This window comes from Sphingobium sp. B11D3D, assembly GCF_025961755.1.
Lineage (GTDB): Bacteria > Pseudomonadota > Alphaproteobacteria > Sphingomonadales > Sphingomonadaceae > Sphingobium.
On record NZ_JAOQOG010000001.1, the window covers coordinates 3,459,772 to 3,476,017 of the forward strand.

Consider the following 16,246-nt stretch of genomic DNA (forward strand, 5'->3'; position numbering starts at 1 on the left):
CTCGGTGCCGATTGCGAACCCGGCTTGTGGGCACCGGGCGTCGCCTTATCCTGCCTCAGTACGCCGGAGCGCTGATCCGGCCGCGTGACGAGGGACTTGCCGATGCTGCCGCTGCGAACCCAAGGAAACTGGAGCACCATAGCGCTGGTCTATCTCATCGGCCTGATGAGCATGGCGCTGGTCGGCATTCTCTCTCCGCTGGCGCTGCGCATTACCGAGGCGATGGATGCGCCCGCTGCCGCGATTGGCCTCACCATTGCGCTCTTCTCCCTGCCCGCGACGATCGTGGCGACGGTTGGCGGCGGCATTGTCGATCGCCTTGGGCCGCGCCTGGTGCTGCTGCTCACCTCGCCGGTCTTCGTGCTGGCGGACGTGATCCTGTGGTTCGCGCAGGATATCTGGCTGTTCAACCTGGGCGTGCTGATGGCGGGCGTGGGCTATCTCGGCATCCTGAACGGCGGCGCGGCGATGCTGATGGGCTCGCTGGAGGGCGGCACGCGCACCCGTGCGCTCACCTTGTGGTCCACTTATGCGCCGACCGGCTTTTCGCTCGGGCTGCTGATGGCAGCGCCATTCACCACCAGTGACAGCTGGCGGCTGGCGATTGCCTTCCACGGCGCGATCATGCTTGGATGCGCGGCGCTGGCCTTCATCCTCCCGCATGTCGCGGCAATCCGCAAGGAAGGGCAGAGCGGGCGTGAGAAGCTGGCTGCCCTGTTTGCCGGCCTGCGCCGTCCGCCGATTCTGAAGCTCGGCTTTGCCATGGCGATGCCGGCGATGATCTCCTACGGCACCAGCCTTGCCGCGCCGACTTATCTGGCAAAGGTGCATGGCGTCTCGCTTGCCGCGTCTGCGAGCATCGTGGCCATTGCCAAGATCGCCGCGGTGCTGCTCGGCGGCACGATTACCGGTGCGCTGCTCTCGCGGGATTTCCCGATGCGGCGGCTGCTCGGCATCGTCGTGGTCATCGGTATCGTCGCGCAGATCGCTTTGTTCCTGCCGTCCAGCCCGATGATCATCGCCATTGCAGGATTGATGGCTTGGCTATTTACTTATGGCGCCGCCACCGGAATCTGCATGGCGACTATGCCGGCGCTCGCGACCGGAACGGTCGGCGGCGGTACAGTGGCAGGTTCGGTCAACCAGTTCGTGTCGCTGGCCTCGTTCCTCACCCCCACCGTCTATTTCGCGCTGACGCACTGGTCAGGCTATGTCGGCGTCGCGATCGTCGGCCTGCTGGTCTGCTTCATTGCGTTGCCCCGCGTGCCGACGGCGCCCAAAGCGGCCGCGTCGGCGGCTTGATCAGACCGCCGTGTCGCCGCCGTCCACCGGCAGGATGGCCCCGGTGAGATAACTGGCGGCGGGTGACGCGAGGAAGCAGACCAGCGCCGCGGCCTCCTGCGCTGAACCATGCCGCCGCAGCGGAATCCGCGCCTCGATCTGCGCGCGCTCATCGGCGGCATTTTCCCGCGTGGTCCAGTATGCGTCAGTCAGCGGCGTATCGAGCCAGCCTGGCAGCACCGCATTCACGCGGATGCCGTCCGGCCCCAGCTCGGCAGCGAGGCTGCGCACCAGCCCCGCAACACCGGCCTTGGTTGCCTGATAGCCATGGGTGAAGGGTTGCCCGCGCAGTGTCGCGGTGGATGAGAGCAGGGTGATGCTCGCATTGGCCGATTGGCGCAGCGCCGAGAGCGCCGCCTGCACCGCGAGGAAAGGCAGGCGCAGGTTGATCGCTGCCGCCCGGTCCCACATCGCCGCGGTCCAGCGTTCGATGGGGGCACTCTCCATGGCGCTGGCGGCGATCACCAGCGCATCGAGCGTGGGGAGGTGGGTGAGCGCTTGCGCGACGGCGTACGCTGGAGCCTCAGGGTCGGCGAAGTCGATGGCGACGTAGGGATAGACACCTTCAGGCGCTGCTCCTTCATCCGCCAGCGCCACCTGATGTCCAGCCCGCGCAAATTCCCCTGCAATCGTGCCGCCCAGTCCGCGCGTGCCGCCGATGATCATCATGCCCGCCATATCTGCGCACTCCCGCAACCGAAAGGCGCAGCCAAGCACGGCCGCGCGGTGCCGCCCATGGCCGGATCGGCAACGGGGGAGGCATCAAAAAGCAACTCTCGGCAACGCCCCGCGCGCGTAAAAGAGCAAATATGACCCAAGCCCTCTCCGCAGGGGCGTCCACGCCCGCATTCGACCGCGCCGATCCGCGCGCCGTGCGGCGTGCGATCCGCGTCGGGGCATTCACCGGGTTCACAAATCATGTCGCCCGGGAGCATGTGCAGGGCAATCTCGTCGCTGTACCCGCTGCCTATGCCGATGATTTCGAGGCTTATTGCCGCGCCAACGCCCAAGCACTGCCCATCCTCGGCCGCAGCGAGCCGGGCGTCCGTGCGATCCCCGCGCTCGCCGACGATCTCGATATCGCCCGCGATACCGGCGGCTATATGGTGTTCCGCGATGGCGAGTTGGTCGAGACCCCGCGCGATGCCTCTGCCGTCTGGGCGGACGATCTCGTCGCCTTCGTGCTTGGCTGCTCCTTCTCCTTCGAAGCCATTCTTCAGCGCGCCGGCGTGCGTCTGCGCCATCTCGATGAGGGCAATGTCTCGGCCATGTACGAGACGGATCGCGAGACCACCCCCGTCGGCCCGTTCGGTGGGAAGCTCATCGTCTCGATGCGCGCGCTCAGCCCCGCCGATGCCATCCGCGCGACGCTGCTCAGCGCCCGCTACCCGCAATGTCACGGCGCGCCGGTTTCGCTCGGTCTGCCTGGCGATCTGGGGATCGCCGATCTTTCGCACAGCTATGGCGGCCACGGCCTCACGACCCTGAACCCCGGCGAGTTGCCGGTCTTCTGGGCGTGCGGCGCGACGGGCCAGAACGCCGTGCGCAACGCCCGTCTGCCGCTCTGCATCACGCACCACAAGGCGCACATGGTCGTCACAGACCTGCCGCTCCCCAAGGACTGACCCTCATGAACATCGATCAGATCGTCTCCGATTATTACGAAAACGGCTATGTCGTCCTGCCCGGCCTGCTGGCGGGTCCGGTGCTGGACAATCTGCGCGCGCTCACCGACCGCGTCGCCGCCAAGGCGGAGACGGTGGAGGCCGATGACGCCTGGTTCGATTTCGACACGGACGTTCAGGGCAACCGCACCATCCAGCGGATCAAGAAGCCCAACCGCATCGATCCCTATTATGCGGAGCAGGCGGGCAATGCGGATATTCTGGCGGTCCTCACCCGCATCATCGGAGCCAATGTCCGCCTCTCGCACACCAAGATCAACATGAAGTCCGCCAATGGCGGCGCCGCGCTGGAGTGGCATCAGGACTGGGCCTTCGCGCCGCACACCAACATGTCGACCTGCGTCGCCTCGGTGATGCTGGATGGCGCCAATGCCTCCAACGGCGCGATGCAAGTCATCCCCGGCAGCCACAAGGGGCCGCTGCTCGATCATCATGACGAGGAGGGCTATTTCTGCGGCGCGGTCGATCCAGCGGCCTTCGACATGACGAAGGCTGTATTGCTCGAAGGTCCGCCCGGAACCGTCAGCTTCCATCATCCGATGACGCTGCACGGCTCGAGCGTGAATCGCTCGGGCGATCCGCGCCGCATCCTCTTCTATGAATATGCCGCCAGCGATGCCTTCCCGCTCTTCTACAAGGTGGATTGGGACGAGTATGAATCGCGCCTCGTCTGCGGCCCCTCGACGCGAGAAGTGCGCTTCGAGCAGAATTATGTGCGCCTGCCCTTCCCTTCGCGCGCGGGCAGCTCGATCTACAAGATTCAGGCCGGCTCGAAGCGCAAATTCTTCGCGGACGCGCAGTGATGGCGGGCAGAACCCCCATCGCTTTCGTCACCGGTGCCAGTGCGGGCACGGGGCGGGAGATCGTGCTGGCGCTGGGCGCGCAGGGCTATGATGTCGCGATGGTCGCGCGGCGCACCGCCGCCATGGAGGAAGTCGCCGAGCAAATCCGCGCGAATGGCCGCCGAGCGCTGGTGCTGACCGCAGACGTGCGCGATGCGCCCGCGCTGGAGGCCGCGCTCGATAGCTTCCTGGGCTGGTCGCAAGGCGTAGTGGACGTCATCGTCAATGCCGCCGGCCACACCGGCCCGCTGTCACCGCCCATCGGCGAGTTTGGCATCGAAGAGTTCGACAGCACCATCGCCACCAATTTGCGGGCACCGTTCATCGTCATGAGCCGCCTGCTTCCAGTGATGCGTGCGGCGGGGCATGGGCGCATCGTCAACATCGGCGGTAATCACGGCATGCGCGGCCGGGCCGGTCGCTCGAGCTATTCCGCCTCCAAATGGGGCCTGCGTGGCCTCACGCGCAGCGCGGCGCTGGAGGCGGGACCGGACGGCGTGACCGTCAACTACGTCGCGCCCGGCCCCATCGCCGTGCCGCGCATGAAGGCCAATTGGCGCGCCATGGCCGAGTTGAAAGGCCTGTCGGAAGAGGAAGCCCTGCGCGCCTATGTGGCGGACATGGGCATCCCGCTCAATCGCCCCAGCGAGATGGCGGACATCGTCGCCATGGTGCTTTACCTTGTCGGCGACGGCGGCCGCAACGTGACAGGGCAGGAACTGGTCGTGGACGGCGGCGCGACGCTTTGAGGCTTGGACCATCCGATCAATCGATGATGCGGTGAGTCCAGTTTGTCGATCATCCCGGCAGCGCTTTTGCAAGACTGAGTTCCAAACCGGACTGGACGCCCCGCCGTTCGTCCTGAGTAGCTGCTGAGCTTGTCGAAGCGGCGTATCGAAGGACCGCTACGTGCGCTGCGATGCTTCAATACGGCTCTTCGATACGCACCTGCGGCGCTACTCAGACCCTACTCAGCACGAACGGGGAAGATCGGCAAAGAGCGCTCCCAACGACTTTTAGTGATAGCGCTAGCGTTCCGCGAGACCCAATAGCGGACAACCGGTCAGGCAAGGATTTGTCCGCGTCGGGCAACCCCGTTGCCCCGCCAGCACCTCCCCGGTGCCACAATCCCCCCGCGACACTATCCCGCAGCAGGTTAGAACGGCAGGATGCACAAGGAGTGACTCCGCCGATGATGACCCGCCCCCTTCGCCCTGCGCCCTCGCACCGATCAGATCGATTGGCTCGCCTTGCGCTGTGGTCCGTACTGCCCCTGGTAGCGCTAGCCCGGCCGGCGATGGGACAGGAGACCGCGCCCGCGCCTGAACACACGGCGCAGCACACTGCCAGCCCGGTTGATCTGGGCGACATCGATGGCGATGGCGGCGTTTCAGCTTTCTATCAATGGACCGGCGAAATCCCCGCACCTGGCCAGATGCTGCGGCAAGAGCCGTTGCCGGCGGACCGCAGGCAGCCGGAAAGCGGCCAAGCACTGCGCATTCTCTATTCCTCTACCAGCGGCGTGGGAGATCAAGGGCCGATCGTCGTTTCGGGCATGCTATTCCTGCCCAAGGGAAGCGCACCGAAGGGTGGTTGGCCGCTCGTCTCGTGGGCGCATGGCACGACCGGTTTTGCCGATGTCTGCGCGCCCTCGTGGAATGGCACATCGCTGCGCGATCAGGGCTATCTGCAGCGCTGGCTGGAGGCGGGCTTTGCCGTCGTCGCGACCGATTATGAAGGGTTGGGGACAGATGGCGTCCACCCCTATCTCATCTGGCGTTCCGAGGGGCATGCCGTGCTGGACGCCGCCCGCGCCGCCTCCGCCGCTTATCCCGCTGTGCTGTCGCGCCGTGTGGTGCTCGTCGGCCAGTCGCAGGGCTCGGGCGCGGCGATTGGCTCTGCCTACTTGGCAAAGAGCTATGCGCCACAGCTGGACCTGCTCGGCACCGTCGCGACCGGCCTCGTCATGACCTTCGATACGCCGGAGGCCGCCGGGCAGGCAGCAAAGGGCGAGAAGATGACCGATCCCCGTGCGATGGACCCGGGCTTTGCCATGCTGCGCATCGCCGGCACAGATCGCGCGCTCAATCCCGATCTTGATCCGGCCGATTTCGTCACGCCCGCGGGCTATCCGCTCCTGCGCCTTTCGCGGCGCGGCTGCCTGCGCGACCTGATGGCCAAGGCGGAGGAGATGGGGCTCAAGGACGGGCAGACGGTCTTCGCAGCGGATCTCGCGCCGCTCGACAGCAAGATGGACGCCGCCTTCGCCTTTACCGATGGGCGCATCCCCGGCCCGCTGTTCGTTGGCACCGGACTTGCGGACGACATGGCCGGCACGCAGGGACAGTACAACGCCGTGCGCGCCATGTGCGCGGCGGGGACGCAGGTCCATTGGCACACCTATCCGGGTGAGGACCACAGCACCGCCGTCACGGTTTCGGCTGCCGACTCCATCCCCTTCGCGCAGAATCTGCTTAAGGGCCATGTGCCAGCCTCTAACTGCGCAAGCATCCAGCACCCCGGGCCAGTCCAGCAGCGCAAGGGCGCTTATATCGACTGAGCGGCGGGCGACTTCATAAACCTTTTTTCCGGCGCGCGAGCGCGCTTTTGCGCGTGATTACTGCGCGCGCAATTTGGCGTAAGCCCAACCCTTAGCCCCCTCCAGTCAGAAGAGGCGTTGGGTGAAGGACAGTCGCGCGCCGGAACCGCCTCGGCTATGCATCCCGTCCCGCCATTTCTGCCAGGCGCCCAGCGCGCCTGCGCCGATCAAGTCGGCCCACGACTTTCTCGCATAACAAAGCAGAACGGCGGAAGCATCGCTGCTCCCGCCGTCCGCGCGACCCGAAGGGCTATTTGCCCTTCGTCTCAAATCCTGTCGTCAGTAGCGATACTGGAAGGTCAGCCCCACCGTGCGCGGGCGGTAGGTCTGGTTGTAGTAGAGCGGCGAGCCTACCGAGTCGTGATTGCGTGCCAGCAGGTCGTTCGAGTTCAGCAGATTGTCCACGAACAGCGAGAGGTCCACGCCACTGAACCGCGCGCCGGCACGGGCCGAGACGAAGTTGCGGCCGGGCAGGTCGGTCAGGCCGGCATCATAGCCATAGGTGCCGGGCACCGCGCCGCGGAAAGTGTGGCTGGCGAAGGAATATTCGCCACGCACATAGCCGTCCACACCTGCGCTGAGCTCCCGTTCGTAGCTGCCATAGACGCGGCCGGTCCAGGCCGGTCCGCCGATGTGCTGCCCGTCGGCCTTGAGCACCAGCCCATTGCCGCCGAGCACGTCGCTGTCATAGGTCAGATCGACATAGGCCACGTTGCCGCCAATGTTCAGGCCGCGGGCCGCGCGCAGATCGAGCGAGAGTTCGCCGCCCTTACCCGTGGCGTTGCCGAGATTGTAGATGAAGGAGAAGGCGCAGGTCGGCAAACGCACGGATTGCTGGATGTTCTTCCACTTCATCACATAGGCACTGGCACCGACCTGGAGCGCACCGCCGAACAGCGAGTTCTTGGTGCCTGCCTGATAGGACCAGAGGTTATCCGACTCATAGGCAGTCGGGCTCTCGGTCAGGCCGAGCGTGGCAAGATCGCCCGTGCACAGGTCGCTGACGATCTTCGCCTGAGCACCACCGGGGCGGAAACCCTTGGTGGCCGAGGCATAGATCATGTTGTTGGGCGCGAACTTGTAGGAGATGCCGAAGTTCGGCGTCCAGGCGTGTTCCTTCATGCTGGCCGTCGTGACGGTGCGCACGCCCCGTGAGGTCGGACCATCGGTGATGTTGGTGAAGTCGAAATCAACATGGCTGTAGCGGATCGCAGCGGTCAGCGTCAGCTTGTCGGTCGGCTTGAAGTCCAGGCTTGCGTAGCCGGCGATCTGTTCGTCCTTGGCATCGACCAGGTTCACATAGCTGTAGACGCCTTGATATTGCTGGAAGCCGTTCACCAGAACGCCAGGAATACGGCCAGAGCCAGTGTAGTTGGCGAATTCCTGTTTGCTCTTCGAGTAATAGACGCCGGCCGTCCAATCGAGCAGCGCATTCTCGTAGGACTGCAGACGCGCTTCCTGAACGAAGTTCTTCTGACGCATGTTCAGGTATACGCCCATGTTGTTCAGGTCCTTGTTGGCGTAGGTGCCGAAAGGACTGCCCGAGCGCAGGACCGAGAAATAAGTCGCGTAGTTCAGCGTCTGCTTCTGCTTGCGATCGAAGTAGGACGTGTTGGTGATCAGGTCGATATTGGGCGCAACTTCCCATTCGACCTTCAGGGCCGGTAGGTAGAAGGTGTCCGTGCTCGGCTCGAGGGCGTAGACGCCGCTGTGATAATCATTTTCTGCGGCCAGGCCGTAGCCTTCCCAGAAGTCATCGCGCGAGCGGGTGTGGACGCGCTGATAATAGAAGCTCGGGGTGATGGTGAGCGTCTCGGTCGGCTTCATGCCCAAAGCGGCACGGAAGACCGCTGCGTTGCCGGAATTGATGTCCTTGGCTTTCACCACGTCAGTGCCGTGCACGACCTGATCGATGTAGCCGCCCGTGTCCTGATACCAGCCGCTGAGGCGGAAGGCGACCTTGTCGCTGATCGGCGCTCCGAAAGCGAGACCGGCCTCGTAGCTGGGCGAGCCCTCCTGCGTGAAGGAAACCTGCGCGCGGCTGTAAATTTTAAGCGAGTCATAGTTCGGTTCCGGCGTGATGAAGCGCACCGCGCCACCCTGCGCACTGGCGCCAAACAGGGTGCCCTGCGGGCCGTACAAAACCTCGACACGGTCGAGATCGAAAATCCGAGGATAAGGGTTGCCGCCATAATAGCCAACGTTGCGGATCTGGATCGGCGTTTCGTCGATGTAGATCGCGGTGGTGGCAGAGCCGACGTCCGAGGAAAGACCGCGGATCGCGATGTTGCTGCCATTATTGGCGGTAGAACCGGCGCTCGACGTGAAGTTCAGCGCAGGAGTCAGGCGGGAGAGGTCGTCGATCGTGCGCACGCCCTGCTGGTCCATCAGCCGCTTGTCGTAGCTGGTGATCGAGAGGGGAACCTCGTTGATCGCCTGTTCGCGCCGCGTCGCGGTGACGACGATGACGCCCTGATCGTCAGCAGCCTCCGCTGCGGCAGCATCGGCGGCGTCGGCAGCATGCGCCGTGCCGATGCACGTGGCCAAGACAGCGGCTGCGCAGGATATGGAAAGGGCACTGAATGTGCGCCCGCTTCGCGTCGACCCGATTTCGTTCTTGATGAGAGACATGACTCCGACCCCTTTTTCTCGATACTTGCGAGTAACCTCTCTTGCGCCACGCACCGTCCAGATGTCCTCGCGTGTAACCTCCCTGCTGTTGACCAGCATTTCTGGGCACCGCGTTCCCCGGCGCACGCACATCAAGACAAAGTTTTGCCCGCTGCACCATTGCAAGAAGCGAACCGACCTGTTGCTAAATGTGTAAGAGGAGCGCCCGGCGTTGTTGCAAGCGGCGTCGAGCGATCTCTTTTTTGCACCGCCTGGAGCGCCCAGGCGCTTTAGAGTGATGGCAGATCAAGGCCGTTGGGTTTTGGGTGAGCACAGGCAGAATGGGAAACCCGTCATGACACTGCGGACACTGCTGGCGGGACGCGTCCTTGTGGATGCGCAAGGCACGCTGCTCGGACCAAGTCGGATCAGCATGGGCACCGACGGACGGATCTTGACGGTCGAGCCGGTGCCCGCGGAGTCGTTAAGTCCGGAGGAGGCCGGGCGCCTGATCATGCCGGCACTGTCCAACGCGCATGATCATGGCAGAGGCCTTCGGACCCTCGCCTTTGGCGCGCCCGATCAATCTCTGGAAAGCTGGTTGCCCGACCTGCGCCGCCACCCACGGGTCGATCCCTGGCTCAACGCTGTCGTGGCGCTCGGCAGGATTGCGTTGAGCGGTGTCGCCGCCGTCAACCATTGCCACAATACGCAGGACGGGCGCGCCTTGCTCGCTGAGGCGGAGGCTGTGTCGCGGGCCGCGCGCGATGTGGGAATCCGTGTCGGGTTTGGCTGGCCATTCTTTGACAGAAACCCCCAAGTCTACGGCGATCTGGGCCGTCTCGCCGCTTTCTATCCTGAAGAACAGCGCGCGGGAATTCTCGCGTCCGCTGATGGAATGCGGGATTGTGCCACGAATTTCTCATGGTTCGAGCAAGCCAAGGCACTCGAGCACGACTATTTCACGCTTCAGTACCATCCGGTGGCGCCGCAATGGACAAAACCCGAGACGCTCGAGGCGATCGCGCGTGCATCAGCAGCGGACGGACGACGGGTGCACACCCATATGTTGGAAACCGAGCTTCAACGGGATTGGTCGCGGGCCAATTGTCCGGGGGGTGTCGTGAGCTGGCTAGACACCCTGGGCCTGCTCAATGAGCAGCTCACTGTCGCACATGCAATCTGGCTCGATGATCGCGACATCGCGCTACTCGCCGAACGCGGCGTCATCGTGAGCGTCAACCTTTCCTCCAATCTGCGTCTCCGGTCGGGCATGCCTCAGATCGGCCGTCTGCTCGATGCTGGCGTGCGTGTCGCGTTCGGGCTGGATGGCATGGCTCTGGACGACGACGAGGATATGCTACGGGAGCTGAGGCTGGCATGGCATGTGGGCGCTCGCGAGACGAAGTGGGGCATGGGCCGGGACCCCGGCAAAATCCTGAAAGGCGTTTTCGACTGGGGGAGGCAGTCCATCCTCGGCACTGCTGCGACGCCCGCCCATGCGGTCGCAGCGGGCCAGGATGCGGATCTTTTAATCCTTCGCTTCGACGTTCTGGCCGCCGATTGCGTCATGCCTGATCCCGATCCCGTTCGCCTTGTGCTCGGACGGGCCAGAGCCGAGCATGTCGAATGTCTGCTCATCCGCGGTCGCCCCGTCGTTCAGGGAGGGCAATGCACCGGGATCGATCTGCGCGCACTAGAAGCGCGGCTCGTCGAGGAAGCGCGAGACGCCTTCGCCCGGTCACCGGCGTCTGAGCGAGACATCGCGCAGGCAAAGTCGGCCATAGGGCGCTACTATTGCTGCGAATAGATACATCGATGCTGGTTCAAGCGAGCCCTGCGGCAGCTTCCGAGGCGCAACAGGACGCTCGTCAATTATAGCTCACCGTAACGGCAAAGCTGCCGGCGTAATCTCCCGAGGCTGTGCTACTCGGCACCGTGAGAGTGCCCCCTACGCCCAACGTGAGGGAGCCCGATGTATTCAGCGTCTGTGCGCCGCTGGCGGATGGCGAAAGTGTGACACTGAGCGTGCCCCCGCCGCTCCCGCTCATTGTCAGGCTGCCCGGCATCGTGACCGTGATCGCCGTGCTTGCCTGTCCGCCAATGGAAAACTGCGCGCGACCGCTGGTGAGGCCGGGAAGCAGGACGGGGCTTCCCGTTCCGATGGACCGGGCACCATTCACGTTGCTGATCGAGACAGTGCCGCTACCGCTCGCAGGCGGTCGGATCGCGCCGAACGCCAGATCGCTGCTCTTGGTGAGGGTCAGCGACTTCCGAATTGTCGCCATCGCGTTTCGGGAAAGCGAAGATGCGGACGGGACTGTCGGCGATTTCGCGACGCCCACGCCCCATGAGGCTGACGCGCTCGTACTGGTAGAGGCGTTATCGCCAAGAATCGGCAGGGTCATTCCAACGAGGAAGGTGCGGCTGCTCGTTGAGGAGAAGCCGGTCAGGGGAAAGGTGATCGAGCCATCGGGATTCGTGGTGACAGCGCCCACCGTTCCAGTGCCGGAAGCCACGGTGAAGTTCTTCACTTTCTGAGCCCGGCCACTGATCGTCGTCAGCGAAAAGAGGCGGACGATCGCCGTCGCGCTCGTGCACGCGCTGCCGCCCGAGCACCGGATGGTGACGGTGGCGGCCGACTTGGTGCCCGAGGCGATATTTCCCCCGCTGCCCGCCGCCGAGGAGACCGCGCCGCTCGTCGTAATGGCGAAGTCGGTGTCGCCGCTCGCCGCCGCCGCCACATTGCCGAAGTTCGGCGTGTTCGTTGTGATAGTGTTGACTGTGAAAGACTGGGCCAACGCCGACCCTTGTGGAAGCGCCACCCAGAGCATTGCCGCACAAGTCGCTGCCAGTGTGCGCAGCCGCCGCACCGGCGCCGGCTGCCTGGTGGGCCAAGCGCTGCGCGCCGCCCCAGATGCGGTCGCATGTCTCAATGCCTTGTCCCTTCGAAAATGACGGTCGCATTCGCGTCCTGCGCCATGCCTCCCGCTTCCGGAATAATGACGGAGACCGGCGCGGCCATGGCCATGCCCAGCCGCCCGGCCTGCTCGCGATCGAGTTGCAGATCATAGGTGCCAGGAGGCAGGCTCTCGAAATAAATGCTGCCGTCGAACTCGGAAACCGCCTCCTTCCGCGTGCCATCCTCACCCACAAGCGCAGCGCGCACGGACGACAGGCCCACGAGCTTGCCAGTCGGTTGCCGCAAGACGATGTGGACAAGCGCTTCCCCTACCGGCTTGAACGGATAAGCCAGCACCGCCACCTTGCCCCGGACGGGCCCAAATTCCACAATTTGGGGAGGGACGGCGACATAGGGCAAATCCACATCATCCAACCCAATCGTGACTCGGGCGGAGGGGCCATATCCCAGGCCAGTCACCAGCGCTCGGCCGTTCGCGTCGGTGACCTCCTCCCTGGTCCCGCCTTTCAGCTTGAGCCCGGATACAGGCAATTCGCCCGGATCTCGTCGACCGTTGCCATCGGAATCGAAGAAACTTTCGAACGCCAGATTCCCACCCGATGCCGCCCCGGAGCGCCGCACAGCATAGCGCCTGCTCAATGGATTGGGTGCCAGACTGAAGCTTAGCTGGATGCCGACGCTCCAGTCCCCTCGGGGTCTGGAATAATCCGCGCTGAAGGTAAGATCGGCTATCGGCAAGCGGACACTCAATCCCGCTTCCGCCGTCGTATCCCAGGTCGTTACAAATGATTGTCCGGCTGCGAGCCGCAGGGAGGAGCCTTCTCCCACGCTTCGGTCGACAGCCAAGTTAAAGGATCGGGCCTGAAGAGAGGGCTGCACATCATAGTCAAAGCCGCCCCGAACTTGCCAGTCATAGCCCGGATTGAAAGAAGCCGAGACATTTCCGGTCAATCGGTTCTGAGCCGCTGGCCCGGGCATGCGGTTATAATCCCAGCTGGCAGAGACCAGCGCACGGGCAATCGGAAGCGACATGCTCAATGTCCCATAGACGGCGCTCTGTCCGTCCACATAGGCGTCTTGACCGATCCGCAAGGCCACCGGAATGATCGAGCGGTTTCCGGTCTTCAGGCCAAAGTCGAAAGTTGCTTCGGTTCCAGATCGCAGAGCGCGCCCGTCACCACCATGGGGGGCGGCGTCATCGACAAAGCCATTTCGGAATTCGGCGCGTCGTATCGTCGATGCGATCCCGAACGGCTTGCCCGCGATGCCCACGGCAGCAGCATATCCGCTCAGACTGTCTCGCGCTGCATCGCCCTGAACAGCCAAGCCGAATACCGAACCTCGCACGCCGGCCGAGAGGAGGAAGCGCGCGGCATCCTGCGTGGGCGAATAGCGCGCGAGACCGACCGCGCCTGTCCAGCTTTCGGAAAAGCCGTACAGCACATTCAACGTACCGACGAGCCGCCCAGCGCCCACGGATGGCTCTTGTGTGCCCTCAAAGCCAACGAGGGTCTTGCCCTGCTCGCCAATGCCGAAGTCAATGATCATTTCTCCGGGAGCGGCCTGTCCGCTGCCGACGGAAATGACCCGTGTGGTCTCAGTGCGGCTGCCATTGGGGCCATAATCCACAATCCGGATGACATTGAGGCCACGAACCAGCGGGACATCGTCAAATTCGTAGCGTCCTTCGACCGCCGTCGACTGCGCACCGCTCAGAATATCGTTCACATAGATCTGAACGTCATGGCCACGCGGGAGTTCGCCGCGAATATCGACGTGCTCGAAGATGCTCGCCTGCTCCAAAGGCCGGGTTGAAAACGCAAAGCCGCGCGCGGCAACACTTCTGGGCCCCAGTGCGAGGGCCGGCAGGAATGTGTCGCCCAAGGAAGCACTGGTCGCCTGCAGGGGACCTAGCAAGCCGCCCTTCGGCTCACGCCGCTCAAGAAGCAACCGCGCCAGAGCTGGCTTCCCACGATCGTCCGACGCGAGATAACCTTGAAACCCAGCGTTCAAGAATGCGGCCGAAGCCCGCACGTCGAACCGCCTTTGAAAGGGTTGCCCCCGCGTATCGGAACCCAAATCCGTGGTTACATCGAAGGCGGGAAAAGACAGCATGCCAGCTGGCGCCGCCACCGAAAGAACCGGCTCCAGGACAGCGCCAGAACGTGCGATGTTATTTCCCTGCGCCATCCGCTCAGCCCGCATCTGAACGGGCAGCTTCTCTCGGGCCTCCAGATTGAGCGTCAATTCCGACACATCCAATGTCATTCGCACCGGGAGCAGCCGTTCCATCAGGGAAACGGTCAGGTAGATGTCTCCGCTGTCTTCCAGCGCGTCACCCGGCTTAAGAATGATGCGCGCAGTGCCCGCCCGCGCCTCACCCAATGCAATGTCAAGGAAGATGGACTGGCGAGCCTGGCCCACCTGCCCCGTCAATCTACCATCTGCTGGTGAAACCTGAACATCCAGATCGAGAAGGCGCGTGAGCGCGCCGACGGGGATGAGAACGATATCGTCGCCCACCTGAAGTGCGGGAAGCGCATCCGATAAAGGTGCCCGGTCAAGGACAACCTCAAGCAGCAAAAGTTGAGTATCGTCAGCGGCCAGTTCGCCGCTGTCCGCCCAAAGAGGAGTAGGCTGAGCAGTGGCGATCATGAGCATCAGTCCAATCCACAGGCTACGGCAAGGAGATCTGGCTCTGCGCAAGTATCTTCCCCGGAGCTGTGTCTTGGTCGGTGAACACGACGCTGATTTGCTCGCCTCGCTGCGGACGAGAGCGCAGAGCGATCTTTACCTGTCGCCGCTCTATCTCAGGATAGACACCGATCCCGCGCACGACACCCAACGGCTCGTCCTCACGGCGCGCCTTCGCCTTCCGGATTTCGATATCGCCGAAAAGGGAGTTCGGCCCACGCCTCACAAGATCAAAAGTGACGACCGGCGTAGGGCTGTTCAGCTCAGACCCCGGACCAGGACTCTCCATCGTAAACCGTGTGTTTTCGATCGCGGCCTCAACCTGTGGCGTGCCGATGCGCACGATCACAGGGATGGAAATGCCCAGAACAGATGCGATGCGGAACGAAACAGCGCCCGGTTCCGCATTTGCAGCCTGATCGGCGGTTAGGCCCGTGTCAGGTGGCGGCACCGCCGTCACCGTCAGATGCGTGCGATATTCGCCGGCGGGCCAGTCGCCGGTGCCACCTGCACGAAGACGGATTGTCTGCCCCGTCCCCGGCTTGAGCAGCACGCGCCTGGGCGTCACCAGCATCATGGAACGCGCGGATTGAAGCTTGGCACTGAGGTCTTTCACCTCCGGCGCGCCGTCTGCTTCATCCGTCGGGCGGATCTGGCCGGTGGGCAACATGACTCGGTCGACAAAGCTGATGTCATATACCCCGGCGGCAGTCCCTTGGTTGAAGAGGAATATGCTCGCCGTCCGCCCCAGCCGATCAAAGGTGATCCGCTTCGGATTGATGTTGAGGCTGGCGCTCCCGCCGGCCTGCTCTGTCGTCGCAGGCTGGGCAGAAGAGGAAGTGCAAAAAGCGGATGGGAAGGCGCCAGCGACCAACGCAATAGCGATAGCGATGCTCTTGCGTTGGTTCGCAGATCGCGTGAGACGCTTCACGACGCCTGGCAGAGTCATCACCGGCGTCTCTCGCTCATTCATATTGCGCCAGGACCAGCAAAGGCCCGCCGTCGGGCCCGTAGCTGTCGCGCAGCGCTTTCAAAAGAAATGGAGGAACAGACAGAAGGCCATCGCCGCTCAGCCGGCCCATGAGGACATCCTCGAACCCCGAGGGGCCGGCTTCAAAGGACGGGAAATTATCATCGCTCAGCGTCGCCATCGGTACACTAAGCGAACCCCCTGCGCCTGGCTGGACGAATGCTTTTGAGACCAGGAGCGAAAACGTCTGGTTGCTGCCCCCGGCGATTTGAATAGGAGCGGCCATCGAAAGCCCGGTGTTTTGGTCGCTCTCGTTTGACTGCGGCCCTGGCGATAAGATCATGACCCGGAGGCTCGACTGAAGAACCAGCACCGGCTGCAGAACAATGTCCTTCGCCGATTGCGTGATCGAAGCTGGCTCCACGATCGAAACCTGGCCTTTCGCAGTCGCTTCCGCCGCGTTCGCCTGTGAGGCTGCAAGCGCCGCGCAAAGGCACAGCGCTCCCAGCGCAGGAGCGGTCGCCCGCAACAGGCGCACTCCCATCCGGATGGATGATGAGACCGTCACGAGACGCTCCTGCC

At 63.7% G+C, this 16,246-nt stretch carries 12 protein-coding genes; 6 read left to right on the forward strand and 6 right to left on the reverse strand.

Annotated features, from left to right (window positions below; translation table 11 throughout):
• The first annotated feature begins 102 nt into the window (after positions 1-102).
• The gene (locus tag M2334_RS16060; RefSeq protein WP_264605952.1) at positions 103-1,302 is read left to right on the forward strand and encodes an MFS transporter; all 1,200 of its coding nucleotides are present in this window, start codon (positions 103-105) and stop codon (positions 1,300-1,302) included.
• Here the strand turns inward: M2334_RS16060 and M2334_RS16065 are convergent, their stop codons facing one another.
• Positions 1,303-2,019, reverse strand: coding sequence for an SDR family NAD(P)-dependent oxidoreductase (locus M2334_RS16065; protein WP_264605953.1), 717 nt, complete (start codon positions 2,017-2,019; stop codon positions 1,303-1,305).
• Between the two features lie 131 nt (positions 2,020-2,150).
• Here M2334_RS16065 and M2334_RS16070 point away from each other — a divergent pair, with 131 nt between their 5' ends.
• The 4 genes from M2334_RS16070 (at position 2,151) to M2334_RS16085 (ending at position 6,428) form a co-directional block, all read left to right on the forward strand.
• Complete coding sequence (locus M2334_RS16070) at positions 2,151-2,966, forward strand: D-glutamate cyclase family protein (protein ID WP_264595321.1); 816 nt, start codon at positions 2,151-2,153, stop codon at positions 2,964-2,966.
• Between the two features lie 5 nt (positions 2,967-2,971).
• The gene (locus tag M2334_RS16075) at positions 2,972-3,829 is read left to right on the forward strand and encodes a phytanoyl-CoA dioxygenase family protein (RefSeq protein WP_264574204.1); all 858 of its coding nucleotides are present in this window, start codon (positions 2,972-2,974) and stop codon (positions 3,827-3,829) included.
• Positions 3,829-4,617 (forward strand): SDR family NAD(P)-dependent oxidoreductase, encoded by a 789-nt coding sequence (locus tag M2334_RS16080; RefSeq protein ID WP_264605954.1) that lies wholly within the window; start codon positions 3,829-3,831, stop codon positions 4,615-4,617. The genes M2334_RS16075 and M2334_RS16080 overlap by 1 nt, the downstream gene beginning before the upstream one ends.
• 548 nt (positions 4,618-5,165) lie before the next feature.
• Positions 5,166-6,428, forward strand: coding sequence for a lipase family protein (locus M2334_RS16085; RefSeq protein ID WP_264605955.1), 1,263 nt, complete (start codon positions 5,166-5,168; stop codon positions 6,426-6,428).
• A 318-nt stretch (positions 6,429-6,746) separates the two neighbouring features.
• Here the strand turns inward: M2334_RS16085 and M2334_RS16090 are convergent, their stop codons facing one another.
• The gene (locus tag M2334_RS16090) at positions 6,747-9,014 is read right to left on the reverse strand and encodes a TonB-dependent receptor (protein WP_264605956.1); all 2,268 of its coding nucleotides are present in this window, start codon (positions 9,012-9,014) and stop codon (positions 6,747-6,749) included.
• A gap of 418 nt (positions 9,015-9,432) precedes the next feature.
• On the opposite strand from M2334_RS16090, the gene M2334_RS16095 reads away from it, so the two are divergent.
• On the forward strand, positions 9,433-10,887 hold the full coding sequence (locus M2334_RS16095; protein WP_264605957.1) for an amidohydrolase family protein: 1,455 nt from the start codon (positions 9,433-9,435) through the stop codon (positions 10,885-10,887).
• 61 nt (positions 10,888-10,948) lie between these two features.
• On the opposite strand, the gene M2334_RS16100 is transcribed toward M2334_RS16095, so the two are convergent.
• The 4 genes from M2334_RS16100 to M2334_RS16115 all read right to left on the reverse strand — a co-directional run bounded on the left by M2334_RS16100 (position 10,949) and on the right by M2334_RS16115 (position 16,232).
• Positions 10,949-11,911: a DUF4402 domain-containing protein gene (locus tag M2334_RS16100; RefSeq protein ID WP_264605958.1), complete on the reverse strand. Its 963-nt coding sequence runs from the start codon at positions 11,909-11,911 to the stop codon at positions 10,949-10,951.
• Between the two features lie 98 nt (positions 11,912-12,009).
• Positions 12,010-14,661, reverse strand: coding sequence for a hypothetical protein (locus tag M2334_RS16105; RefSeq protein ID WP_264605959.1), 2,652 nt, complete (start codon positions 14,659-14,661; stop codon positions 12,010-12,012).
• A gap of 16 nt (positions 14,662-14,677) precedes the next feature.
• Positions 14,678-15,667 (reverse strand): hypothetical protein, encoded by a 990-nt coding sequence (locus M2334_RS16110; RefSeq protein WP_264605960.1) that lies wholly within the window; start codon positions 15,665-15,667, stop codon positions 14,678-14,680.
• Positions 15,660-16,232 (reverse strand): hypothetical protein, encoded by a 573-nt coding sequence (locus M2334_RS16115; protein WP_264605961.1) that lies wholly within the window; start codon positions 16,230-16,232, stop codon positions 15,660-15,662. The genes M2334_RS16110 and M2334_RS16115 overlap by 8 nt, the downstream gene beginning before the upstream one ends.
• Positions 16,233-16,246 lie beyond the last annotated feature (14 nt).